The sequence below is a fragment of the Alloalcanivorax dieselolei B5 genome (assembly GCF_000300005.1).
GTDB classification, from domain to species: Bacteria; Pseudomonadota; Gammaproteobacteria; order Pseudomonadales; family Alcanivoracaceae; genus Alloalcanivorax; species Alloalcanivorax dieselolei.
Genome location: NC_018691.1, coordinates 71731 through 93376, shown reverse-complemented (window position 1 = coordinate 93376; position 21646 = coordinate 71731). Strand labels below are relative to the sequence as shown.

Genomic DNA, 21646 nt, shown 5'->3' with positions numbered 1-21646 from the left:
TCCTGCCTCGGCGGTCTCGAAGACCGCCTTTTTTTGGTTCCTCCCGGTTTAGAGGGAAACGATATGACTCTCCATCGGGGACGCTGATCGGCGTTACGCCTTTACGGGAACGCCGTGAATACATCCATGTAAGCTCCCGGTCGAACATCCCTGTTCGACAGGGTCCCGCAAAGGCGTAACGCCGATCAGCTTCGAGGTAGCCAGCAGGCATGAGTGTCCTTCCAGCCGCTCCCAAAAAACCACGATGGGCTGTGGGTAACGCGCCCCCCCTTTCCAAAAAGGTTCGTCGTTGTTCGGGCCCGGAACATTGCGGTTCACTCGAAGCGGGTCTGTACGGAGGCCTTCCGGGACCCTGTTTGACAGGGACGTCAAACCGGGAGCTTACATGGACGTATTCACGGCGATCCCGGAAGGCCTCCGTACAGACCCGAGCCCCCGATGAAGGCACTCAGTCCCGTTATTCCGTGATGAATCTTTCTTTTTATTGACATCGGTCACGTGACACGATACAAATAATTTTAACCTTCACCGACAAACGAACCCGGGGACATTGTTAACGCAGTCGCCAGGAACAACACGCCATACGCATCAACGAATCAGGGGAGGTCTCATGACGCCGGAAAGCTTGTCAGGCCTGGAACGCCGTCCCACCCATCCTGGCGAGATGCTGCGCGAGGATTTCATGCCCGATTACCAGCTCACCGTGACCCGCCTGGCCACGGCGGTGGGCGTGTCCCGTCAGTCCATCAATGAGCTGCTGCGGGAACGGCGCGCGCTGAGCCCGGAAATGGCGCTGCGACTGGCGCGCCTGTTCGGCAACTCACCGGAGTTCTGGCTCAACGCCCAGCGCGCGGTGGATTTATGGGATGCGGCCAAAGCCATTGGCAAAGAGGTCGCGCGGATCAAGCCATTGAGTGCGGCCTGATTCGCCACGAGAGCAGACGCGATGAGCGGCGGGCTATAAAGAGTAAAGAAAAGCCCCGCCGAAGCGGGGCTTGGAGCATTGGCCTCAGGCCGGTTCGGTGAGAGTCCCGTTGCGATAATCCTGCAGGGCCTGTTCCAGCTCCTCCTGCGTGTTCATCACGAAGGGGCCGTACTGTGCCACCGGCTCACCCAGCGGCCGGCCCGTCAGCAGCAGCAACCGGGCGCCGTCCCGTCCAGCGACCAGGGTGACCCGGTCACCGTCGGTGAGTACCGCCACATGGTCCACCGACACCGTGTCTTCCGCCACCGTCACCGCGCCTTCGAACAGATACAGGAAAGCGTTGTAGCCCGGTGTCAGCGGTACCGCGACGCTCTCGCCGGGGCGCAATATCACATCCAGGTAGAGCGGGTCGGTACTGCCGCCGTGCACCGGCGCGGTGAGTGACTCACCGGCAAGGTCCACTTTCCCGGCAATCGCCTTGATCTGCCCGCCGGTCGCCAGATCCAGCCGCGGTATTTCGCGATCATGGATATCGCGATAGCCAGCGGGTTTCATTTTTTCCGCCGCCGGCAGATTGATCCACAACTGGAAACCGCGCAGCAAACCGTCTTCCTGCTGCGGCATTTCCTCGTGGATGATGCCGCGCCCGGCGGTCATCCACTGCACACCGCCCTGTTGCAGATCGCCCTCGTTACCCAGGTGATCGCGGTGGCGCATGTGGCCTTCCACCAGGTAGGTGACGGTCTCGAATCCCCGGTGAGGGTGGGGCGGAAAACCGGCAATATAGTCGTCCGGGTTATCAGAGGAGAACGCATCCAGCATCAGGAACGGATCCAGACGCACCGCCGGGTTTTGACCCAGGGCGCGCTTGAGCCGCACGCCGGCGCCGTCAGAGGTTTCCATGGCCCGGATGGTATGCAGCACTTGTCTGTCTTTCATGTTTCCTCCTCGCCCCTTGGGGCTTTCATGGTGCCCAGGATCAGGCGCCACGTACTTCCCGCTCGCCCAGCCGTTCACGCTGATGCGGCGCGGTAAAATCCAGTTCCGGCCCGATCGGGATGATCCCGTGGGGGTTCACCGTCGGGTGACTGCGGAAATAATGGTGACGGATGTGATCCATATGCACGGTCTCCGTCACACCGGGCAGTTGATACAGTTCACGCAGCAGCCCGTTGAGGTTCGGGTAATCACTGATGCGGCGCCGGTCGCATTTGAAATGGGTGACGTAAACCGCATCGAAACGCGCCAGCGTGGTCCACAGCCGCAAATCCGCTTCGGTGAGTGTATTGCCCACCAGATACCGTTGCCGGCTCAGCCGCTGCTCCAACTCTTCCAGGGTGTCGAACAGTGACACCACCGCTTCGTCATAGGCCCCCTGGCTGGTGGCGAAACCGGCCTTGTAGACGCCGTTATTGACGCGGTTATAGACGGTGTCATTGACGGCATCGATCTCCGTGCGTAACGACTCCGGATAATAGTCACCGGCCTTCGCGCCCAGACCGTCAAAGGCCTGGTTGAGCATGCGAATGATTTCCGCCGACTCATTGCTGACAATGGTTTCACGCTGTTTGTCCCACAGCACCGGCACCGTGACCCGGCCGGTGTACTGTGGATCGGCCTTCAAATACAGCTCGTACAGCTTGCTCAGACCGTACAGCGGGTCGCCCGTGGCGCCGTCGAAATCCGTACCAAGCTCCCAGCCATTTTCCAACATCAACGGGTGCACCACGGAAACACCGATGTGTTCTTCCAGCCCTTTCCAGGCCCGCATTACCAAGGCTCGGTGGGCCCAGGGGCAGGCATAGGAAACGTACAGATGGTAGCGCCCGCTTTCCGCCTTGAAGCCGCCCTCGCCACTGGGCCCGGCCTCGCCATCGGCGGTTACCCAGTTGCGGAATTGGCTTTCCGACCGCTTGAAGCGGCCACCGGTACTGTCGGTGTCGTACCACTTATCCTGCCATTTACCGTCCACCAATAATCCCATGGTGCTCTCCTTACTTTGCCGTTTGCCGCGTCAGCCGATCGCGGTGATTTACAGGGCCGCCAGCGCCGCTTCTGTTTCCACTCGCGCCTTTTCCAGGGCTTCCTCTTTCACATCCTCACTAATGTTCAAACCCTCGGCGTAAATGAAGCGCACGTCCTCAATGCCGATGAAGCCGAAAATCGCTTTGATAAAGGTGGTGCTGGTTTCATGGGGCTGGCCCACATGAAAACCGCCGTGAGAGGCGAACACCCGCACCGGGCGGTCAGCCACCAGCCCTTCCGGACCGTTAGCGGTGTAGCGGAAGGTCACTCCGGCCCGGGCGATATGGTCGAACCAGGCTTTGAACTGGGTGGGCACGCCGAAGTTGTACATCGGCAATCCGACCACCACTAAATCCGCCGCCCGCAGCTCTTCCACCAGGGCATCGGACAGAGCCAGTACCGCTTTCTGCTCATCGTCCAGGCTATCAGCAAAGCCGCGCAGCGCACCGGCACGGGCCAGGTCCAGATGAGGCACGCCGTCATTGACCAGATCGCGGACCACCACTTCGGTGCCGGGGTGCCGGGCCTGATAAGCCTCGATGAAGGCCGTGGCCATCTGGCTGGACTGGCCCTGGTCACCAAAGATGCTGCTCTGCAGGTAAAGAATGCGGGTCATGGCTGCTGCTCCGTAAGAATTGAATGACATCATTGTCTTTTCGTCTGATCCGATATAAAACAGCAACTATTCGAGCAATATCTTCGAAATATCTGATATGTCGACCAAAATCTCCCTGGACCAGTGGCAAGCCCTGATCGCCGTGGTGGACGAGGGCGGCTATGCCGCCGCCGCCGAGGCGCTGGGCAAAAGCCAATCCGCGATCAGCTATGCCGTACAGAAGATCGAAACCGAGCTGGGTATCCGCGCCTTCACTCTGGAGGGGCGTCGCGCCAAGCTCACGGAAACCGGCGATATGCTCTACCGGCAGGCCAAGCTGTTGCTGGAAGAAGCGGGCCGTATCGAAAACTCGGCAATCCAGTCCAGTCATGGCTGGGAGCCTCTGGTGCGGCTCGCGGCGGACGCCTTGTTTCCCCGTCAGCAGGCGTTGTGCGCTCTGGTCACTCTGGCTGAGGAAAGCCCGCTGACCCGGGTGGAATTCCAGGAAACCGTATTGTCGGGATCCGAGGAGGCGCTGCTCCGGCACGAAGCGGACGTGGTGGTTACCGGCCGGGTACCGCCCGGGTTCATGGGCGATCATCTGATGCGGGTGCGCTTCATTGCCGTGGCCGCTCCCGACCACCCCCTGCACCAGAAGGGCGAGCTGAGCCTGGAAGATCTGCGTGCGCACCGCCAGCTGGTGATCCGGGATTCCGGCAAGCGCCGCCTGGATTCCGGCTGGCTCGGCGCCGAGCAACGCTGGACCTTCTCCTACGGCGGCAGTCGGCGGGAGGCGCTATTGCGCGGGCTGGGGTTCGCCTGGGCGCCGGAAACCGAGGTGGAAGAGGATCTTGAAGCCGGCAGCCTCAAACCTCTGCCGCTCAAGGAGGGGGAGGAACGTTACGGGGATCTGTACCTGGTCTACGCGGACGGGCAATACGCCGGCCGCGCCGCGCGATTCCTCGGTGAAAGCCTGAAAGCCAGTTGCCGGAACCCGGACACTGACCCTTAGTCGCACCCGGTCTATACTGAAGCAAGATTTGCTCTGGAGGCATTCCCATGCGCAGTACCGTTGCTCTGATCCTTGCCCTCCTGCTAACGGGGTGTGTCGCGCCAGTGGTCATCGACCAGCGCGCGCAGACCGATTTCAGCCAATACCACAGTTATGCCTTTGATCCGCCGCAGGAGGATCAGGAAGCGCTGAGCCTGGACGGCCAGCGAGTGCAAAAAGCGGTGCGCCAGGCACTGGCCAGCAGCCCGCTGCAACCCGCCAACGAGAACAGCGCCGATCTGCTGGTGCGCTACCGTTTCGTTCCGGTGGATCGTTTCCAGGGCAGCTCGGTGCAGTTCGGCTTCGGTTTCTGGCGTGATCACTACGGCCTGTCCACCTCGACCCCGGTGGAGGGTCAGACCAATCAGGAGTACCGTCTACAGATTGCTCTGGTGGACCGCGGTGACAAACAGGTGGTCTGGCAGGGCACCAGCCGCGACACGCTCTATTTCGAGATGGCCACGCAGCGGCGGGCGGAGCGTATCGATACCATGGTGCGGGAAATGTTCAATCGCTACCCGCCGGTGGCCACCCCAGACTGACGAGCAGCCCGCCCGACGGACGGTTCTCCAGCCGCAATCGCCCACCGGTGCGGGCCATGATATTGGCGACGATGGCCAGCCCCAGGCCATGACCTCCGTCATGGCCGTGCCAGCCCCGATCCAGAACACGCCGTTGCCGCGCCTCGGGAATACCGGGCCCCTGGTCGGCCACCGTCAGCCAGCACAGGCCGTCCTTCTCCTCGAATCCGATGCTGACCACACCCAGTCGGGGGCTGTGGCGCAGCGCGTTATCCAGCACATTGCGCACGGCGATACGAACCAGCCCTTCCGGCGCCAGCGGCGCCGATTGGCCACCCTCCGTCAGCTCCCGCCGGGGGTCCTGGCCGGGGAATTCCTCCAATACGCTGGCCGCCACTTCGGCCAGGGGCGGGCAGGGCGGCGCCTCACCGGGAACGCGGTCTTCGCGCGCCAGCGCCAATAACTGCTCCAGGCTGCCTCCCAGCCTCACGGTGGCCTGCTCCGCCGCCGCCAGCGCCCGCTCCGCCTGTTCTCCAGAGGTGATCCGCGCTACCTGTAGCTGAGTGCGAATCGCCGCCAAGGGTGTACGCAGCTCGTGAGCCAGGTTATCGGTCAGTTCCCGCTCCCGGGTCAGTGCGCGGCCGCTTTGCGCCAGCCAGTGATTCAGTGACGCCACCATCGGCGCCAACTCACCGGCTCCCGGCGCCAGCGTCAACGGCCGGGTGTCCTCCAGGTCCCGCGTCGTCAACTGCTTGCGCAGCGAGGACACCGGTCTGAGCGCCCGTCCCACCGCCCACCAGACCAGCGCCAGACTGGCCAGCAGACCGGCCACCAGCGTCACCATCAGCATCACCGCCATACGGTGAAGGAAGCGGGTCCGGCCGCTGACGCGCTCGGCGGAAGCCACGCGCAGATCGCCCTCGGTAATGGTGTAGATGCGCCAGGCCTCACCGTCCAACCGGCGCTCGCCGAAGCCGTCCTGCGGCAGCACCAGTTCCCCCAGCGGCGCCCCGGCACTGCGCGCCAGGATCTCGCCGCGCAGCACACTGACTTCGCAGGCGATACCCTGGAAGGGCATGTCGTCCGGGCTGTCCACGGCCTGATTCGGCGTGGCGCCACTGGCGGTGATCAGTGACGCCACCATCCGCGCCGAGGCCGCCAGGCGATGGTCGAGCATGTCCGACAGCCGGTCCCGGGTTTCACCATGCAGCCAGATCGCCAGCAGCAGCCATAACAACGACAACCCCAGTCCCAAAGCCCAGAGCAGGCGCGCGCGCAGGCTTCGTGCATGAATCACGGCGGGCTCCCCAGTCGGTAGCCTTCGCCACGCACCGTTTCAATCAGATTTTCCCCCAACTTGCGGCGCAGATTGTGGATGTGCACGGCCAGGGCATTGCTCTCCACGCCACCGGTCCAGCCGTACACACGATCGGTAAGCTCGTCCACGGTCAGCAATCGCCCCCGGCTCTGCAGCAACGCTTGGAGCAGCGCCCGTTCCCGGCGGGCCAGTGAAACCGGCTGCTGATCCAGCCAGACCCGCTGCTGGCCCGGATCGAAACGCAGGCGGCCATATTCGATCCAGGGCGCGGCACGGCCCTGGGCACGACGCAGCAAGGCCCGCAAACGCGCCACCAGCTCATTGAGATCGAAGGGTTTGACCAGGTAATCATCGGCGCCGGCATCAAGGCCATCGACCCTGTGGGCCACCCGGTCCCGGGCGGTGAGCACCAGTACCGGCTCATCCCGCCGACGGCGGCGCCAGCGCCGCAGCAGTACCAGACCGTCCTCGTCCGGCAGCCCCAGATCCAACACCACCACATCGAAGTGGCAACTGGCCAAAGCCCGATCCGCTTCCGCCGCACGGGTGACCCAGGCCACGGTGAAGCCGTGGGCCTCAAGACCGGTGCTCACGCCGTCTCCCAGCAGGGCGTCGTCTTCCACCAGTAGTACATGCATTGTCTTCCAGGCTCCAACGAACGGATCACCAGGACGTCCAGCCCCGGGTACTCCAGAATAGCACCGCCGTATTAGCCCGCCATTAACGGGGCTGGCACGCTAAGCAGACTGCATTCAGCGATCGCTACAAGGCCGCTGTAGGAGCTTGCCCTGCAAGCGAATCGGGCGCTCGGGCCCCAAAAAATATTCGCTTGCAGGGCAAGCTCCTACAGCGGCTTCGTAGTCCGGTCTGGGAGAAGCTGACGGGCAAGCCCTGCGCTCACAAGCCGCGATCGGCTAATGGTGTCTTAATCGACGCCCCGCACACTACGTTATCGGAGGAGCCGCGAATGACCACCTTCACGCTGGGCCCGCTGGCCTTGCCATGGATGGCGATCCCCTGGCTGGCTTTATTGCTGAGTGCCTGGTTAACCACCGTATGGCGGCGGCGCCGGAACGGCCGGGCGGACGCCGAGCCTTTGCTGTGGTGGCTGCTGACTGGCGCTCTGGTCGGTGCACGCTTGGCCTTTGTCGGCCGCTACTGGGACCAATACGGCCTGACCTGGGCGCTGATCGACATCCGTGACGGCGGCTGGTGGTGGCCGGGCGGGGCAGCCGGCGCCGTCGTTGGCGCCGCTCTGGGCTGGCTGCGTCACCGGCAGGCCGGTGGTGAACTGCTGCGGACGCTGGCGGTGGGCGCCGTGGTGGCCGTGCCGGTGCTGGCCACGGTAATGGCCTTCAGCGGCGTGCGCCCCATGGCCCCGGACGTGACCCTGCAGGATCTGCAAGGACGCCCTGTCCAACTGCTCGATGACGGTCCGGCCACCGTCACCGTGGTCAACCTGTGGGCCAGTTGGTGTCCGCCCTGCCGCCGGGAAATGCCGGTGCTGCAACAGGGACAGCGGCTCTACCCCGAGGTGGACTTTGTCTACGTGAATCAGGGCGAGAGCAGCGCCCGGATCCGCAGCTATCTCACCGACCAGTCACTGCGCCTGCAACGGGTTCTGGCCGATCCGCACAGTGATCTGCTGCGCGCCCTGGGCAGCAGCGCGCTGCCCACCACAGTGCTGATCGATACCCGGGGCCGCCTGGTTGGCAGCCATGTGGGCCCGCTTTCCGACGCCAGCCTGCGCCATCTGCTGGCTCCGTACATCAAGGAGTAACGCCATGCTTCGTTTATTGTCCCTGCCATTGCTGTTGATGGCCGCCCTGTTCATCGTCCCGCTGGCACACGCCGACGATCAGGAGGACCAGGCCGCCGTGCAAAAACGGGTCTTCGAGATGTTGGAAAAAAGCCATTGGGTGGCGGAGGGCGCGGACGATCCGGAACGAGTGGTGTACCTGTTCACCGACATGGAGTGCCCGTATTGCGCCAGTCAGTGGCAAATGATGCGGCCGTTTCTGCAAAGCGCGGACAACGACGTCCAGGTGCGTCACATCATCGTCGCCCTGATCAAGCCCACCAGTCTGGGCAAGGGCGCGGCGGTGCTCGATGCCAAGGATCCGCAAGCGGCTCTGAACAAGGCCCAAGGTGATTTCGACCAGGGTGGCATCGAGCCGTTGCAGAACATCCCCGCCAAGGTGGAAAACGCCATCCAGGCCAATACCATCCTGATGATGCAGCTTGGCTTGCGCGGTACACCGGCAACCCTGTTCCGGGATCCTGACGGCCGCTTGCAGGCGGCGCCGGGGCTGATGAACGAGGAGGTTCTGGCCACTTACGTGTTCCAGACCCGGCCGGCGCCGGAGGCGCCGTGACCGGATCCGCCGGGGCTATTCGGCCAGCCAGCTCACCTCGCCATTACACAGGGTACGGCGCACCGAGCCGGGCAACACGGCATCAAGCCAGGGCGAGTTACGGCCGCGGGAAAGCCAGCGCTCATTCATGACACGCTGTTCATCCGGCGCCACCACCGCCAGGTTGGCCATCCGCCCGGTTTCCAGCTGACCCGCGGGAATGCCCAGGCAACGGGCCGGCGCCGAGGTCACCGCGTCCAATGCCCGATGCAGCGGCAAGGCACCGTCCTGAACCAGTTTCAGCACCAGCGGCAGCAGGGTATCGAGCCCGGAGATACCCGGTCGGGTGGACGGGAACGGCGCGGCCTTGCTGAACGAGCCCAGCGGTTGATGTTTGGAACAAATGGCATCCAGGGTGCCGTCAGCCACCGCGTCCAGTAACGCCTGCCGGTCCTCCACCGTACGTAACGGCGGCAGCACATGGCAGCGACTGTCGAAGCCCTCCAGGGCGGACTCGTCAAGCAGAAGATGGTGAATGCTCACATCCGCTGTAACCGGCAAACCACGGCGCTTTGCTTCCCGAATCAAGGTCAGAGAATGGCGGCTGGAGATCTGCTGGAAGTGAGCCCGCACGCCAGTAGCTTCCACCAGCAACAGGTCCCGGGACAGGGCCACCGACTCCGCCACCGCGGGAATACCGGGCAAGCCGAGGCGGGCCGCCACGGCGCCGTCGTGGGCGCAGCCTCCGGCGGTCAGGGAAGCGTCCTCGGGCCGGAACAGCACCAGCAAATCAAAGGTGGCGGCGTATTCCAGACAGCGCTTGAGCGTGAGGGAGCTCGCCACGGATGCGCCGGCCTGGCCCACCGCGATGCAGCCGGCCTGGGCCAGGGTCTGCATTTCCGCCAGGTGTTCACCGGCCAGGCCCTGGGTCAGCGCCGCCACCGGCAGAGCCCGGGCAAAGTTGGCTTGCCCCGCCTGTTCCCGGATCAGGCGTACCACCGCGGTACTGTCCACCGGGCCACAGTCCGGCTGCACCGCCATATGGGTGATACCACCACCCGCGGCGGCGCGGCATTCCGAGGCCACGTCACCGGTCCAAGGGCCCTCACCGGGCAGCGACAGATGCACGCAGCTGTCCACCAGGCCGGGAATCACCCACAGCCCTTCGGCCTCCATGATTTCCGCCCCGGGCGCGTCCAGGCTGGCGCCCACCCGCACCAGGCGGCCTTCCTCCACCAACAGGTCGGCGACATCATCACGGCCGGAGGCCGGGTCGATCACCCGTCCCTTGCGGATCAGCAGGTTGGCTTTAGTGTCCATGGCCGCTCTCCTCCCGGGCTGCCTGAGCCGCGGCCAGACTTTCCTGGCCACTGATGGCCATGGACATCACCGCCATGCGCACGGCGATGCCGAAGGTAACCTGGTTGAGAATCACCGAACGGGGCCCGTCAGCCACTTCCGAAGCGATTTCCACGCCACGGTTGATCGGTCCCGGATGCATGACGATGGCGTCCGGTTTGGCGTGGCAGAGTTTTTCATTGGTCAGCCCGTAGAGGCGAAAGAACTCGCCTTCGCTGGGCAGCAGGGCGGAATCCATACGCTCTTTCTGCAAGCGCAGCATGATCACCACATCCACATCCTCGATGCCCTGAACCATATCGGTGAACACGGTGGCACCGAGCGCGTCGGCATCCGCCGGCAGCAGGGTGCGCGGCGCGATCACCCGCACTTCCTCGGCGCCCAGGATATTGAGCGCGTGGATTTGGGAGCGGGCCACCCGTGAGTGCAGGATATCGCCGACGATGGCCACCTTGAGACCCTCGAAGCCGCCCTTGTAGTGGCGGATGGTGTACATATCCAGCATCGCCTGAGTGGGGTGCGCGTGGCGCCCGTCACCGGCATTGATGACCGCCACTCTCGGTGTCACCTGTTCGGCGATAAAAAACGGGGCACCGGAGTCCTGATGGCGCACCACGAACATGTCCGCCGCCATCGCTTCCAGATTGCGCAGGGTATCCAGCAGCGTCTCACCCTTGCTGGTGGCGGACTTGGCGATATCCAGGGTGAGCACGTCCGCGCTCAGGCGCTTGGCGGCCAGCTCGAAAGTGCTGCGAGTCCGGGTGCTGGACTCGAAAAACAGATTGACCACGGTCTTGCCGCGCAGCAGCGGCACTTTCTTGATCGCCCGTCCGCCGACGTCGACGAAACCGGCGGCGGTATCGAGGATGTCTTCCAAAAGCGGGCGGGACAGGTGTTCCAAGGAGAGAAAATGGCGCAGCTTTCCATCATCGGTGAGCTGCACGCGGGAGGAGGGCGGCGCAAGCGTCATTCCTGAAACCTTATTTCCAGGGTCTGTGGGCACGGACAGAACCTATGGCATGCTCCGCGGCCGGAATGCGCGGATCCGCCACATTCTAACTATTGACCGGGGCAGAATGCTATGGACCGGAGCATAATGCCAAAGTTTACGACATCAGTGTCCGTTCCGGACGGCCTGCACCGATGCTTCCAGCTTCTCCGGTCCGCTCAGTTCCACCCGTTGATCGGCGGGCAGGGACAACACCTCACCGCAAATGTCGGCACGAATAGGTAACTCGCGCCGACCGATATCGAATAACACCATCAGCCGTATCGAGGCCGGGCGGCCAAAATCAAACAACTCATTCATGGCGGCACGAATGGTGCGGCCGGTCATCAGCACATCGTCCACCAGGATCAGATGCGCCCCTTCCACGTCGAATGGCAATTTGGACGGTTTGATGCTTTTCTTCAGGCCGCGCTTCTCGAAATCATCGCGGTAGAAATTGGCGTCCAGAACCCCCAATGGCAACGGCTTGCCCAGGCGTTCGTTCAAGGCCCGCGCCACCCAGGCGCCACCGGACTCGATACCCACCAGGGCGGTGGTGCCGGCCTCGTCCGCTCCGTCCATGCTCTCCAGCGCGGACGCCATGTCCCGCAGCAGGGAGTCAATCTGTTCCGGATTCCAATGCAAGGTCATCTCCTCGGCCTGTTGTTCTGGCCGTCACCGCCGCGCGCTCCGCCGGCCGGTTTGTAAGGTCTGTTATCGCTTCGCAGCAGTCTAGCCGTTGCCGGGTGAATTGAAAAACAGGTTTACATCACAGGACCCGCCATGGCTTTCAGAGTACACTGCGCAGCTTGTTTTATGTCACTTCGATTACTAAGGAACGGTTATGAACCAGATGATTCGGATTGCTGTGGGGGCGGTGCTGGCAGGAACCCTGGGCGCCAACGCTCACGCCTTTGATCTGAAAGGTATGGCCGACAAGGCCACCAAGGCGGTGGACGACGCCAACAAGGCGGTCAGCGAGCAAACCGACAAAGCCAACAGCGCCATCGACGCCGCCTCGGAGCAGGGCCAGGCCAACCTGGACCAGGCCACCGGCCAGTGGCAAGTGGCTGGTGACGCCAAGAACATGGTCGACACCCTGTCCAGCGACCTCGGCGTCAGCCAGGCCCAGGCCGCCGGCGGTTCCGCCGCGCTGCTCGCCCTGGCCCAGACCAAGCTGGATGCCAGCCAGTTCAGCGGCGTTACCGACAAGGTCTCCGGCCTGGATCAAATGCTCGGCAACAGCCAGGAAAGCAGCGGTCTGCTCGGTAGCGTGCTGGGCAACGTGAAAAGCCTGCAAGGCGTGCAAACCGCGTTCAGCGCCATGGGCCTGAGCCCGGACATGGTGAGCCAGTTCGCACCGACCATGCTGAAGTTCCTGGGCGGCCAGGGCGTGGCCGACGGCGTGCTTGGATCCCTGCAGCAGCTGTGGACTCCGGCCGGCTAAGGCCCCACGAAGACCGTTAGCGGCGCTCTTATGAGCGTCGCCGGCGGCTTCTTCCCAGCTCCGCCTTGAGGCGCTCCGCCGCGTCAGCCCGCGCCAGAAACTCCATGGTTTTCCCCACCTTGTAAGGTGCCAGAATCTGCATCTTCTCCAACCGTTGCAGATCCGAGCGCGCCGTATTCTCGGACACGTCGAACAAATTCTTCACTTCCTTGGCGGTGAAGCTGGTTCCCGGATTTTTCAGCGCCTGGCGCAAAAGCTGCCCCTGACGGTAATTCAACCGATCACCGATACCGATTTCCGTTAACCAGGCGATCAGCTCCAGATACTCCCGCCGCTTCGTTTCCACATACTCCAGAAAGGTATCAATGGCGCGCTGAATCACCGCCAACTGGTAAACAATGAAATAGGTCAGATCCAGGCCGTCGGTTTCCGAGAACAGGTAGGCCTCGCCATATTGAATCGGAGCCTCTTTCAACAGACTGCTGATTGATATGTACTCAAATGGCCAGTACCCGGCTTTCAACATGTACCAGTAAAACACCGCCCGTGCGGTCCGGCCATTGCCGTCCGCGAACGGGTGCTCATACCCCACCATGAAATGCAGAATCACCGCTTTTACCGCGGGATGGATAAAAGCTCTCCCATCCCGGCCATCGTGGGTTGCATTGGCGAAACGGCACAAGGCTTTCAAACGCCCCAGCAGAGCCTCGGCGGTCGGCGGCCTGTGGACGACATCGCCATCCCGGTCAACCACCACGATGTCATCGGTCTGACGCGGCTCTCCAGGCACTACTCCATCCTGGAGAGTCCCCGAGGTGGCCAGCTCGTGGAAACGGAAAATCAGTTCCAGAGACAGCAGTTCTTCACTGGCCCTCTTTGCCTCCTTCATCAACAGATAGTTATTGAAGATCATCCTCTCGTCTTCGTTACGGGGGCGGCGCTCGCGGATGAGCATGTCCCGGGCAATCTGACGAGTGGTGGCGGCCCCCTCCAACTGCGCACTGGAGATCGCCTCATCCATCATCAGGGTCTCGACCAGATACTGCTCCCGTTCACTTTGGTTGGAGAGTTCCAGCCCACCCTCCTTCAAGGCCGGAGCGCACAGACGATCAATGCGATGCAGCACACTTTCGGCGGCGTCAATGGTGCAGAACTGGAAAGAACGGCCGTCCTCGGCTTTCAGTGGCAAAGATTTGAGCAATCCGGACCGGGCCAGTTTAATCGCAGCCCAGGCGGCCTCCTTATCCTCGGCGGCCGGCAAACGGCGCCGCAGATCATGCCAGTGCATGTAGCGCCCTTTTGCGTCCACTGCTCCATAATGGGACATGGCGGCAACCACGGCACTTGTTTTCTCTTTAAAAACCTTACTGAAATCAGGTGGTTGCTGAATTTTAGCCATTTCAACTCAATTTTCAGTAAATTGAGTTATAAATAGGCGTCTGAGTCGGGGATGTCAAGATGAAGCCACCGGTGCTCAAGGCGCCACCGGCTCGGTGCCATTCAGATACCCCTCCGCGATCACCACCGCGGCCATGGAATCCACCTTCGGATCCGGCCCCCTGGTGGCGGTGCGCTCGCGCGCTTCCCGGGTGGAAAGACGCTCATCCACCATATAAACCTTCAGTCCGAAGCGCCCCAGGATGCGCCGGGCGAATTTGCGCGCGCGCTCACTGGAATGGCTTTCACTGCCATCCATGTTCAAGGGCAGCCCCACCACCACCAGTTCCGGGCGCCACTCATCCAGTAACACGGCCATCTGTTGCCAGTCGGGCTGTTCGTTCTTGCAGGACAGGGGCGGTAACGGCGAGGCGGTGCCGATCAGGGTATTGCCGCTGGCGACACCGATTTTGCGGGTTCCGTAATCAAAGGCGAGCAGAATCAACCGTGGCCCACCTGAGTGGTGATCAGGCTCATATCCACGCCCATGCGGGCGGCCGCGGCATGCCAGCGCTGTTCAAACGGGATCTCGAACACCAACTCCGGGGCGCTGGGGGTGCTCAGCCAGACATTATCCGCCAGTTCCTGCTCCAACTGGCCTTCGCTCCAACCGGCATACCCCAGGCACACCAGGGTGGATTCCGGTCCCTCGCCCACGGCGATGGCCTCGAGAATGTCCCGTGAGGTGGTCATGCACAGCCCATCCGCCAGCATCAGGGTGGACTGCCAGTGGCGCTCCACATCCCGGTGCAACACGAACCCGGCTTCCTGCTGGATCGGGCCGCCGGCCACCACCTGATGGCGGCTGGAGGGCGGCACCTCCACCTCGATCTCCATATCCGCCAGAATATCGTGCAGGCTCAAGCCGGCCGGACGGTTCAGGGTCAGCCCCATGGCCCCTTCCGGATTGTGCTCCACCACATAGGTCACGGTGCGGTCGAAGTTGGGATCATCCAGCTGCGGCATGGCGATCAGGAACTGGTGTTTCAGGCTGTTGTGCGTCATGGGCCCAGTATCCGGGGAGCGCGGGACCAGGGCAAGAGTAGAGGGGTACTGGGGTAGAGGGCGCGCCGGATCAGCGTGAGGAGACCTGCCGGTTGGCGTCGAACTGCCAGGTACGGATGATCTCCAGCACGTCCATATGTTCGCGCATCTCCGTGGAAAAGGGTTCAAACGGCGCCGACAGGCGCACACTCTGCACCGCCGCCTCATCCAGGAAGGCATGACCGGAAGACTGCAACACCCGAATGTCGCGAATTTCACCGCTCTTGCCCAAAGCCACCATCAGCCGCACGCCACCAAAGGTGTTGCTGGTCAGTGCCCGGGCCGGGAAATGGCGGGTGCCGGTGATTTCCACTTTGCGGCGGAAGGCATCGATATAAAGCGCTTCGTAATGGGCCTTGGTGGAAACCGAGGTGAGCCGGCGCACCCGCGGCCGTTTGGCATAGGCCTGTTTCTGTTGGTCCAGACGCGCCTGCAAGCTGGCGATCTCACGGCTGAGCTGATCCAGGCTGTCATCATGGCGCTGCGGTTCGCTGGGCTCCTGTTTCTGCTCTTGCTGCCGTGGTTCGGCGCGTGGGGAGAAGGAATGCGTCACGATCACTTTCTGGCGCGACACCGGACGGGGTGGCGGCGCACTGTCCGGCTCCAATTGCACCGGGCGCGGCTGGGCATCGGTGAACGGCGCCTGCTCGGTGGTGGTCAGCTCCTGTTTTTCTTCCTCGTCGCCGGCCCCTTCCTGGTTGGCCTGGGCGATGAAGTCCGCCTCGTCCGGCGCCTGGTCGCTACTGTGAGTCGCCAGTGTCACATCCAGTGTCCGCGGCGTGGCGCGGGGCTGCTCCGGCGCGAAGCCGACACCGAACAGCACCAGGCCATGCACGGCCAGCGCCATGAAGAGTGTGAAGCCGAGGCGATCGGCGGCGGTAACCTGAGCAGAGGCCATGGGCAGTTATCGAAAAGTGTTATCGGAAAGAGTGTTATCGACAATCCGGTCGGGCCGGTGGACCGGCCCTTGTTATGGCGGCTATTGTCCCGTCGGTTTTACTTTTTCGCTAGGACCGGTTACGCATTTCCAGCAAAGCGTCGAAAAGCTGACCGGCGATATTGATGCCGTAAATGGCGTCCAGCTCACGCGCGCAGGTCGGGCTGGTGACGTTGATCTCGGTGAGATAGTCGCCAATCACATCCAGGCCGACAAAATACAGCCCCCGCTCGCGCAGCACCGGCCCCACCTGCCCGCAGATCCAGCGATCGCGGTCGCTCAGTTCCCGCCCCTGGCCGGTGCCACCGGCTGCCAGGTTGCCACGGAACTCGCCTTCCTTGGGAATGCGCGCCAGGGCGTAAGGCACCGGTTCCCCGTTGATCATCAGGATGCGTTTGTCGCCACTGGTGATCTCGGGAATGAATTGTTGCGCCATGATCGGCGTGCGGCCGTGATCGGTCAGCACCTCGATGATCACACTGGTGTTGGGGCTGTCCTTGGATACCCGGAAGATATTGGCGCCGCCCATGGCATCCAGCGGCTTCATGACGATGTCATTGAACTCCGCTACAAAAGCCCGCAACTGATCAGCGCGGCCGGAAACCAGGGTCGGCACACAGCATTGCGGAAAATCGGTGGCGAACAGCTTTTCGTTGCTGTCACGGACACTGCCGGGACGATTCACCACCAGGGCGCCCTCGCGCTCCGCTTTTTCCAGAATATAGGTGGCGTAAACGTACTCGGCGTTGAACGGCGGATCCTGGCGCATCAGGATCATGTCCAGATCCGGCAGCGAGGTCTGTGTGGCTTCGCCGAGTTCGAACCAGCGATCATTGTTGTCTTCCACCCGCAGCGGTTGGGTGGTGGCCAGGGGCCGGCCATCACGGACGTACAGATCCCCCGGTTCCATGTAGTGCAGCCGCCAGCCACGCCGCTGAGCTTCCAGGAGCAGGGATAAGGTGGTGTCTTTCCAGGGTTTTATGTGGGCGATGGGATCCATCACCACACCGATATCAAGGCTCATGGTGGCTCCAGGCAAGAGGACGACACCGCATGTTAGCAGTGCGCGGGAATGCTCGCTACGGGATGCTTTTCTCAAGTCCCACAGGGTCTTATAGATTGATTGTAGAAACTGTGTTAAAACCTCGGCGTGGGCTGAAAGACCCCGAAGCCCTGCCTATCGCGACACTATAAAAAGATTCCTCATTACAAGGTGTCGCGGCCTGTATTTGAATCACGGTGAAAGGCAGTTCTCAATGACTGACAATTTTCAAGACCTCAAGGTCATGGTGATCGACGACTCGAAAACCATTCGTCGTACCGCCGAGACCTTGTTGAAGAAAGCGGGTTGTGAGGTGATTACCGCCACCGACGGGTTCGATGCGCTTGCCAAGATTGCCGACAGCAAGCCGCGAATCATTTTCGTGGACATCATGATGCCCCGGCTGGATGGCTATCAGACGTGCGCCTTGATCAAGAACAACAGCGCGTTCAAGCAGACGCCGGTGATCATGCTCTCCTCGAAGGACGGCTTGTTCGATAAGGCCAAGGGCCGCATCGTGGGATCCGATGAATACCTCACCAAGCCTTTTTCCAAGGACGAGCTACTGGGCGCCATCCGTCAGCATATCAGCGCCTGAAACGGGCGCCTGACCGGAGTCACCCTGCTCAACCATAGAGGAAAAGATGGCACGGATTCTTATTGTCGATGACTCTCCCACGGAGACGTACAAGCTGCGGGAGATTCTGGAGAAACACGGCCACCAGGTGCTGGAAGCCAGCAATGGGGCCGACGGTGTGGCGACTACCCGTTCCGAACAACCGGACCTGGTACTGATGGACGTGGTGATGCCCGGCCTCAATGGTTTTCAAGCCACCCGGCAGTTAACCAAAGGCGCGGACACCCGACACATCCCGATTGTTATCGTCACCACCAAGGATCAGGAAACCGACCGGGTTTGGGGCAAACGCCAGGGCGCCCGGGATTATCTGACCAAGCCGGTGGATGAAGAGGTTTTACTCAAAACGGTCGAGCGTCAGCTCACCGGAGCGTGACGAGGGGGTCGCCGATGAGCGCCGCGTCCACAGCCTATTTGAAACTGGCGGATTACTTCATCCGTTGCCGCGACAATGCCGCCAACCTGCCGGAGGAGCAGGACGTCACGCCTTATTGGAGTGGCGTGGGGTTTTCCCTCAACGGTCACCGTCTGGTGGCACCGTTGACGGAAGTGGCGGAGATTCTATCGCCGCCGGCCTGTGCCCGGGTGCCCGGTGCTCAGGATTGGGTTCGCGGCGTGGCCAACGTTCGTGGGCGTTTGATGACCGTGACCGATTTGAACCGGTTTCTCGAACGCGCCTCGGAAGTGGCCGACGGCCGGCGCCGGTTGCTGGTGCTGGACCGGGACGAACTCTACACCGGCGTGATGGTTGATGACGTTCTGGGGATGCAACATTTTCCGGTGGAAAACCGGGTGACGGCACCGCCGCGCCCGGAAGAAAGCCCGATGGCCGCCTATCTGGATGGGGGTTACCGCCGGGACGGGGAATACTGGTCCGTGTTCAGCCTTGCCCGGCTGGCACGGGATCCGCGCTTTATGCGAGCGGCCAGCGGGGAATGAGCAACGGAGAGTGACCGCGGGGGGAGGGCGTCGTGCCAGGGGGGAATATCGACACACGTCCATTAAACCATGGCGGTTCCGAAAATCATAAGAGCAGAGTCAGGCCAGGAGCCAAGCTATGAAGTTCAAACCGGGGCTTGTGTTAAGCAAGATGCGGGGGGGAGCCGGTAACAATCCGCTGGGCGTTGCTCTGTATGTCGGGTTGCTCGCCTTTATTGTTCTCGCCTTGATGAATTTCGTTCTGTCCGCCATCGGCGCCAACCACGCCCGGGACAATATTACCCAGGCGTCGGACATGCGTGTGTATTCCCAGCAGCTGCCGAAAAACGCCTTGGAGGCGGTGTCCGGTAACGCCGAGGCCTTCGCGTTGCTTGAACAGGGTCGCCAAGGCTTTCTGCGCGCCTGGAATCAGGTCAGGGACGAACGGGTATCGGATCCGCGGGTGATGCAGCGTCTGCAGAATTTGTGGGACGAAGCGCTACGGCAGGTGAACACGGTCCTTCAGGGGCGCGCCACGGTGCTGGACCTGCACCAGGTGTCCGCCACCCTGGCACAGACCATTCCGGAACTTCAAAACAAGTATGACGAGGTGGTGCGCCTCCTGATCGCCAATGGCGCCTCCGCGGATCAGGTGGCACTGGCGCAACGTCAGTCATTGCTCACCGAACGCCTGATGCGATCCTTGGCGAAGATTCTGGAAGGCCGTGACAGCGCGGTGGCGGCGGCGGAAACGTTCGGCACCGACGCGGTACGATTCGGCAATGTCGTCAACGGCATGCTGCGCGGCAACAGCCGTCTCGGCATCCAGAGAGTCAGCGACCGCGATGCCCGCGCGCGGTTGACGGATATCTCCGACGTTTTTAATCAGTTCATCAATCCTTCCGTGGACAAGGTGCTGGAAACCGCGCCGGATCTGATACAGATCCGCGCCGCCGCCGACAGTCTGTTCCTGCGCTCCCAGGACCTGCTGCAGGAAGCGTCCAATCTGGACAACCAGTTCGAGAACGCCAACAGCGGCCTGTTCCCCTCCATATGGCTGGGCATCCTGTGCGCGGCGGTCTCGGTGTTACTGTTTTTCCTGATCATGCTGCAGGGCAATCGCAGCGCCAGCAAACAGCGTGGCGAACTGGAAAGCGAGAATCAGCGTAACCAGGCGGCGATTCTGCGCCTGCTCGACGAGTTGGGGGATCTGGCCGACGGCGACCTGACCGTGGAAGCGACGGTGACCGAGGATTTCACCGGCGCCATCGCCGACTCCATCAACTATTCCATCGACCAGTTACGCAGCTTGGTACAGACCATCAACCAATCCGCCGTGCAGGTGGCCAGCGCCGCCCAGGAGACCCAGTCCACCGCCATGCATCTGGCGGAGGCTTCCGAACATCAGGCGCAGGAAATCGCCGGCGCTTCGGCGGCGGTGAACGAGATGGCGGTGTCCATTGATCAGGTGTCCGCCAACGCCGCCGAGTCCGCGGCGGTGGCGGAACGAGCGGTGGCCATCGCCAACAAGGGCGCCGAGGTGGTACAGGCCACCATTCATGGCATGGACACCATTCGTGAGCAGATTCAGGAAACCTCCAAACGGATCAAGCGCCTGGGTGAGTCCTCCCAGGAAATTGGTGACATCGTTTCGCTGATCAACGACATCGCCGACCAGACCAATATTCTGGCCTTGAACGCCGCCATCCAGGCCTCCATGGCCGGGGAGGCCGGTCGCGGCTTCGCCGTGGTCGCCGACGAAGTGCAGCGCCTGGCGGAACGCTCCGCCGCCGCCACCAAGCAAATCGAGACGCTGGTGAAGACGATTCAGACCGACACCAACGAAGCGGTGATTTCCATGGAAGCCACCACCGCCGAAGTAGTGAAAGGCGCCCGTCTCGCCCAGGACGCCGGGGTGGCGCTGGAAGAGATTGAAACGGTATCCAAGAACCTGGCGGATCTGATCCAGAATATTTCCAACGCCGCTCGCCAGCAGGCCGCGTCCGCGGGGCACATTTCCAACACCATGAACGTGATCCAGGAAATCACCTCGCAAACCTCCGCCGGGACCACCGCCACCGCCCGTTCCATTGGCGATCTGGCGGAAATGGCGCAGGACATGCGTAACTCGGTGGCCGGCTTCAGATTGCCGGGCTGATGGACATTGCCGTGACGCCGCCCTGGGCTCTTCGCAACGCGCCGGCCATGGACACGGAGCAGTTCCAGCTCTGGCAGACCCTGCTGGAAGAGCGCACCGGCATGACCTTGCCGACGGAGCGGAAATCCTTCCTGGAAACCAGCCTGAGCACACGCATGCGTGAGCTGGGCCTGGAGGATTATCAAACCTACTACGCTCAATTGGTCACCGGCGCCAGCGAGTCCCGCGCCATGGAGTGGTCGATTCTGGTGGACCGGCTCACGGTGCAGGAAACCGGTTTTTTTCGTCATCCGGGATCCTTCGCGCTGGTCAAAGCGTTCAGTCGTGACTTCGCCCGCCGGCACGCCGGCGGCGGCACCTTGAATGCCTGGAGCGTGGGGTGCTCCACCGGCGAGGAAGCCTATTCGCTGGCCATGGTCATCAATGAGTGTTTCGCCGACGCCCGGGACAAGCTGTTTTACGGCATTACCGGCACGGATATCAGCCTGCCCACTCTGGCCAGGGCACGCCGGGGTGTGTTCCCCCTGCGCCGGGTGAACCGCGTGGCGCCGGTATTGCGTGAGCGATATTTTCAACACTACGACGCCCAGCACCTTCAGGTCACCGCCACCTTGCGCGAGCGGGTGTGCTTCGCCCACCTGAACGTGCTGGATCTGGATCAGGCGCCGATGGAAAACCTGGACCTGATCTTCTGCCAGAACATGCTGATTTATTTTCGCCGTTGGCGAAAACGCCAGATCGTCAATCGTCTGGCCGCCCGTCTGGCGCCGGGGGGCGTCCTGGTCCTCGGGCCCGGCGAAATCACCGACTGGCAAAACGATAATCTGGAGCGGGAAGCCTATCCCGACACGTTGGCGTTCCGGCGCCGCGTTTGACGGCCAGGGGCTGGG

At 62.4% G+C, this 21646-nt stretch carries 24 protein-coding genes; 11 read left to right on the top strand and 13 right to left on the bottom strand.

What is annotated here, in order from left to right; translation table 11 throughout:
* Nucleotides 1–610 precede the first annotated feature (610 nt).
* Nucleotides 611–925: a HigA family addiction module antitoxin gene (locus tag B5T_RS00435; RefSeq protein WP_014992457.1), complete on the top strand. Its 315-nt coding sequence runs from the start codon at nt 611–613 to the stop codon at nt 923–925.
* 84 nt (nt 926–1009) lie between these two features.
* On the opposite strand, the gene B5T_RS00430 is transcribed toward B5T_RS00435, so the two are convergent.
* Genes B5T_RS00430 through B5T_RS00420 form a run of 3 tightly spaced genes read right to left on the bottom strand, consistent with a single transcriptional unit; the run spans nt 1010 to nt 3566 of the window.
* Nucleotides 1010–1864, bottom strand: a complete 855-nt coding sequence (locus tag B5T_RS00430; protein WP_014992456.1) for a pirin family protein — start codon at nt 1862–1864, stop codon at nt 1010–1012.
* Nucleotides 1865–1904: 40 nt separating this feature from the next.
* Complete coding sequence (locus tag B5T_RS00425; RefSeq protein WP_014992455.1) at nt 1905–2909, bottom strand: glutathione S-transferase family protein; 1005 nt, start codon at nt 2907–2909, stop codon at nt 1905–1907.
* Between the two features lie 48 nt (nt 2910–2957).
* Nucleotides 2958–3566, bottom strand: a complete 609-nt coding sequence (locus B5T_RS00420; RefSeq protein WP_014992454.1) for an FMN-dependent NADH-azoreductase — start codon at nt 3564–3566, stop codon at nt 2958–2960.
* Nucleotides 3567–3663: 97 nt separating this feature from the next.
* On the opposite strand from B5T_RS00420, the gene B5T_RS00415 reads away from it, so the two are divergent.
* Nucleotides 3664–4557, top strand: a complete 894-nt coding sequence (locus B5T_RS00415; protein ID WP_014992453.1) for a LysR family transcriptional regulator — start codon at nt 3664–3666, stop codon at nt 4555–4557.
* 47 nt (nt 4558–4604) lie between these two features.
* Nucleotides 4605–5138, top strand: coding sequence for a DUF4136 domain-containing protein (locus tag B5T_RS00410; protein ID WP_041716605.1), 534 nt, complete (start codon nt 4605–4607; stop codon nt 5136–5138).
* On the opposite strand, the gene B5T_RS00405 is transcribed toward B5T_RS00410, so the two are convergent.
* Both B5T_RS00405 and B5T_RS00400 read right to left on the bottom strand, forming a co-directional pair.
* Nucleotides 5104–6414, bottom strand: a complete 1311-nt coding sequence (locus tag B5T_RS00405; RefSeq protein ID WP_014992451.1) for an ATP-binding protein — start codon at nt 6412–6414, stop codon at nt 5104–5106. The genes B5T_RS00410 and B5T_RS00405 overlap by 35 nt on opposite strands.
* Nucleotides 6411–7073 carry a response regulator gene (locus B5T_RS00400; RefSeq protein ID WP_014992450.1) on the bottom strand — a complete coding sequence of 221 codons (663 nt, stop codon included), beginning with the start codon at nt 7071–7073 and terminating at the stop codon, nt 6411–6413. The genes B5T_RS00405 and B5T_RS00400 overlap by 4 nt, the downstream gene beginning before the upstream one ends.
* Nucleotides 7074–7402: 329 nt before the next feature.
* Here B5T_RS00400 and B5T_RS00395 point away from each other — a divergent pair, with 329 nt between their 5' ends.
* Nucleotides 7403–8215: a TlpA family protein disulfide reductase gene (locus B5T_RS00395; RefSeq protein ID WP_014992449.1), complete on the top strand. Its 813-nt coding sequence runs from the start codon at nt 7403–7405 to the stop codon at nt 8213–8215.
* Between the two features lie 4 nt (nt 8216–8219).
* Nucleotides 8220–8810 carry a thiol:disulfide interchange protein DsbG gene (gene dsbG / locus B5T_RS00390; protein ID WP_014992448.1) on the top strand — a complete coding sequence of 197 codons (591 nt, stop codon included), beginning with the start codon at nt 8220–8222 and terminating at the stop codon, nt 8808–8810.
* Nucleotides 8811–8825: 15 nt separating this feature from the next.
* On the opposite strand, the gene B5T_RS00385 is transcribed toward dsbG, so the two are convergent.
* The 3 genes from B5T_RS00385 to pyrR all read right to left on the bottom strand — a co-directional run bounded on the left by B5T_RS00385 (nt 8826) and on the right by pyrR (nt 11787).
* Nucleotides 8826–10109 carry a dihydroorotase gene (locus tag B5T_RS00385; protein WP_014992447.1) on the bottom strand — a complete coding sequence of 428 codons (1284 nt, stop codon included), beginning with the start codon at nt 10107–10109 and terminating at the stop codon, nt 8826–8828.
* The gene (locus B5T_RS00380) at nt 10099–11118 is read right to left on the bottom strand and encodes an aspartate carbamoyltransferase catalytic subunit (RefSeq protein WP_041716604.1); all 1020 of its coding nucleotides are present in this window, start codon (nt 11116–11118) and stop codon (nt 10099–10101) included. The genes B5T_RS00385 and B5T_RS00380 overlap by 11 nt, the downstream gene beginning before the upstream one ends.
* Before the next feature lie 144 nt (nt 11119–11262).
* A complete protein-coding gene (pyrR, locus tag B5T_RS00375) occupies nt 11263–11787 on the bottom strand; it encodes a bifunctional pyr operon transcriptional regulator/uracil phosphoribosyltransferase PyrR (protein WP_041716602.1) in 525 nt (174 codons plus the stop codon).
* Nucleotides 11788–11980: 193 nt separating this feature from the next.
* On the opposite strand from pyrR, the gene B5T_RS00370 reads away from it, so the two are divergent.
* Complete coding sequence (locus B5T_RS00370) at nt 11981–12583, top strand: DUF2780 domain-containing protein (protein WP_014992444.1); 603 nt, start codon at nt 11981–11983, stop codon at nt 12581–12583.
* Between the two features lie 28 nt (nt 12584–12611).
* On the opposite strand, the gene B5T_RS00365 is transcribed toward B5T_RS00370, so the two are convergent.
* The 5 genes from B5T_RS00365 to gshB all read right to left on the bottom strand — a co-directional run bounded on the left by B5T_RS00365 (nt 12612) and on the right by gshB (nt 17025).
* Nucleotides 12612–13910 (bottom strand): Fic family protein, encoded by a 1299-nt coding sequence (locus tag B5T_RS00365; protein WP_167321191.1) that lies wholly within the window; start codon nt 13908–13910, stop codon nt 12612–12614.
* Nucleotides 13911–14057: 147 nt separating this feature from the next.
* Nucleotides 14058–14462 carry a Holliday junction resolvase RuvX gene (ruvX, locus tag B5T_RS00360; protein WP_041717192.1) on the bottom strand — a complete coding sequence of 135 codons (405 nt, stop codon included), beginning with the start codon at nt 14460–14462 and terminating at the stop codon, nt 14058–14060.
* The gene (locus B5T_RS00355; protein WP_014992441.1) at nt 14462–15025 is read right to left on the bottom strand and encodes a YqgE/AlgH family protein; all 564 of its coding nucleotides are present in this window, start codon (nt 15023–15025) and stop codon (nt 14462–14464) included. The genes ruvX and B5T_RS00355 overlap by 1 nt, the downstream gene beginning before the upstream one ends.
* A 70-nt stretch (nt 15026–15095) precedes the next feature.
* The gene (locus tag B5T_RS00350) at nt 15096–15962 is read right to left on the bottom strand and encodes an energy transducer TonB (protein ID WP_014992440.1); all 867 of its coding nucleotides are present in this window, start codon (nt 15960–15962) and stop codon (nt 15096–15098) included.
* A 109-nt stretch (nt 15963–16071) separates the two neighbouring features.
* On the bottom strand, nt 16072–17025 hold the full coding sequence (gene gshB, locus B5T_RS00345) for a glutathione synthase (protein WP_014992439.1): 954 nt from the start codon (nt 17023–17025) through the stop codon (nt 16072–16074).
* A gap of 232 nt (nt 17026–17257) precedes the next feature.
* On the opposite strand from gshB, the gene pilG reads away from it, so the two are divergent.
* The 5 genes from pilG (at nt 17258) to B5T_RS00320 (ending at nt 21631) form a co-directional block, all read left to right on the top strand.
* Nucleotides 17258–17641 (top strand): twitching motility response regulator PilG, encoded by a 384-nt coding sequence (gene pilG / locus B5T_RS00340; RefSeq protein ID WP_014992438.1) that lies wholly within the window; start codon nt 17258–17260, stop codon nt 17639–17641.
* Nucleotides 17642–17687: 46 nt separating this feature from the next.
* Nucleotides 17688–18056, top strand: coding sequence for a twitching motility response regulator PilH (gene pilH, locus B5T_RS00335; protein WP_014992437.1), 369 nt, complete (start codon nt 17688–17690; stop codon nt 18054–18056).
* 14 nt (nt 18057–18070) lie between these two features.
* Nucleotides 18071–18619 carry a chemotaxis protein CheW gene (locus tag B5T_RS00330; RefSeq protein WP_014992436.1) on the top strand — a complete coding sequence of 183 codons (549 nt, stop codon included), beginning with the start codon at nt 18071–18073 and terminating at the stop codon, nt 18617–18619.
* Between the two features lie 118 nt (nt 18620–18737).
* Nucleotides 18738–20756 carry a methyl-accepting chemotaxis protein gene (locus B5T_RS00325; protein WP_014992435.1) on the top strand — a complete coding sequence of 673 codons (2019 nt, stop codon included), beginning with the start codon at nt 18738–18740 and terminating at the stop codon, nt 20754–20756.
* Entirely contained in the window at nt 20756–21631 is an 876-nt protein-coding gene (locus tag B5T_RS00320; protein ID WP_014992434.1) for a CheR family methyltransferase, read from the top strand. Before B5T_RS00325 ends, B5T_RS00320 begins: the two co-directional genes overlap by 1 nt.
* The last annotated feature ends 15 nt before the right edge of the window (nt 21632–21646 follow it).

Excerpts from the sequence above, each read along its gene's own strand:
- B5T_RS00435 (WP_014992457.1), top strand. The coding sequence starts at position 611 with ATGACGCCGGAAAGCTTGTCAGGCCTGGAACGCCGTCCCACCCATCCT.
- B5T_RS00430 (WP_014992456.1), bottom strand. The coding sequence starts at position 1,864 with ATGAAAGACAGACAAGTGCTGCATACCATCCGGGCCATGGAAACCTCT.
- B5T_RS00425 (WP_014992455.1), bottom strand. The coding sequence starts at position 2,909 with ATGGGATTATTGGTGGACGGTAAATGGCAGGATAAGTGGTACGACACC.
- B5T_RS00420 (WP_014992454.1), bottom strand. The coding sequence starts at position 3,566 with ATGACCCGCATTCTTTACCTGCAGAGCAGCATCTTTGGTGACCAGGGC.
- B5T_RS00415 (WP_014992453.1), top strand. The coding sequence starts at position 3,664 with ATGTCGACCAAAATCTCCCTGGACCAGTGGCAAGCCCTGATCGCCGTG.
- B5T_RS00410 (WP_041716605.1), top strand. The coding sequence starts at position 4,605 with ATGCGCAGTACCGTTGCTCTGATCCTTGCCCTCCTGCTAACGGGGTGT.
- B5T_RS00400 (WP_014992450.1), bottom strand. The coding sequence starts at position 7,073 with ATGCATGTACTACTGGTGGAAGACGACGCCCTGCTGGGAGACGGCGTG.
- B5T_RS00395 (WP_014992449.1), top strand. The coding sequence starts at position 7,403 with ATGACCACCTTCACGCTGGGCCCGCTGGCCTTGCCATGGATGGCGATC.
- dsbG (WP_014992448.1), top strand. The coding sequence starts at position 8,220 with ATGCTTCGTTTATTGTCCCTGCCATTGCTGTTGATGGCCGCCCTGTTC.
- B5T_RS00385 (WP_014992447.1), bottom strand. The coding sequence starts at position 10,109 with ATGGACACTAAAGCCAACCTGCTGATCCGCAAGGGACGGGTGATCGAC.
- B5T_RS00380 (WP_041716604.1), bottom strand. The coding sequence starts at position 11,118 with ATGACGCTTGCGCCGCCCTCCTCCCGCGTGCAGCTCACCGATGATGGA.
- pyrR (WP_041716602.1), bottom strand. The coding sequence starts at position 11,787 with ATGACCTTGCATTGGAATCCGGAACAGATTGACTCCCTGCTGCGGGAC.
- B5T_RS00370 (WP_014992444.1), top strand. The coding sequence starts at position 11,981 with ATGAACCAGATGATTCGGATTGCTGTGGGGGCGGTGCTGGCAGGAACC.
- B5T_RS00365 (WP_167321191.1), bottom strand. The coding sequence starts at position 13,910 with ATGTCCCATTATGGAGCAGTGGACGCAAAAGGGCGCTACATGCACTGG.
- B5T_RS00355 (WP_014992441.1), bottom strand. The coding sequence starts at position 15,025 with ATGACGCACAACAGCCTGAAACACCAGTTCCTGATCGCCATGCCGCAG.
- B5T_RS00350 (WP_014992440.1), bottom strand. The coding sequence starts at position 15,962 with ATGGCCTCTGCTCAGGTTACCGCCGCCGATCGCCTCGGCTTCACACTC.
- gshB (WP_014992439.1), bottom strand. The coding sequence starts at position 17,025 with ATGAGCCTTGATATCGGTGTGGTGATGGATCCCATCGCCCACATAAAA.
- pilG (WP_014992438.1), top strand. The coding sequence starts at position 17,258 with ATGACTGACAATTTTCAAGACCTCAAGGTCATGGTGATCGACGACTCG.
- pilH (WP_014992437.1), top strand. The coding sequence starts at position 17,688 with ATGGCACGGATTCTTATTGTCGATGACTCTCCCACGGAGACGTACAAG.
- B5T_RS00330 (WP_014992436.1), top strand. The coding sequence starts at position 18,071 with ATGAGCGCCGCGTCCACAGCCTATTTGAAACTGGCGGATTACTTCATC.
- B5T_RS00325 (WP_014992435.1), top strand. The coding sequence starts at position 18,738 with ATGAAGTTCAAACCGGGGCTTGTGTTAAGCAAGATGCGGGGGGGAGCC.
- B5T_RS00320 (WP_014992434.1), top strand. The coding sequence starts at position 20,756 with ATGGACATTGCCGTGACGCCGCCCTGGGCTCTTCGCAACGCGCCGGCC.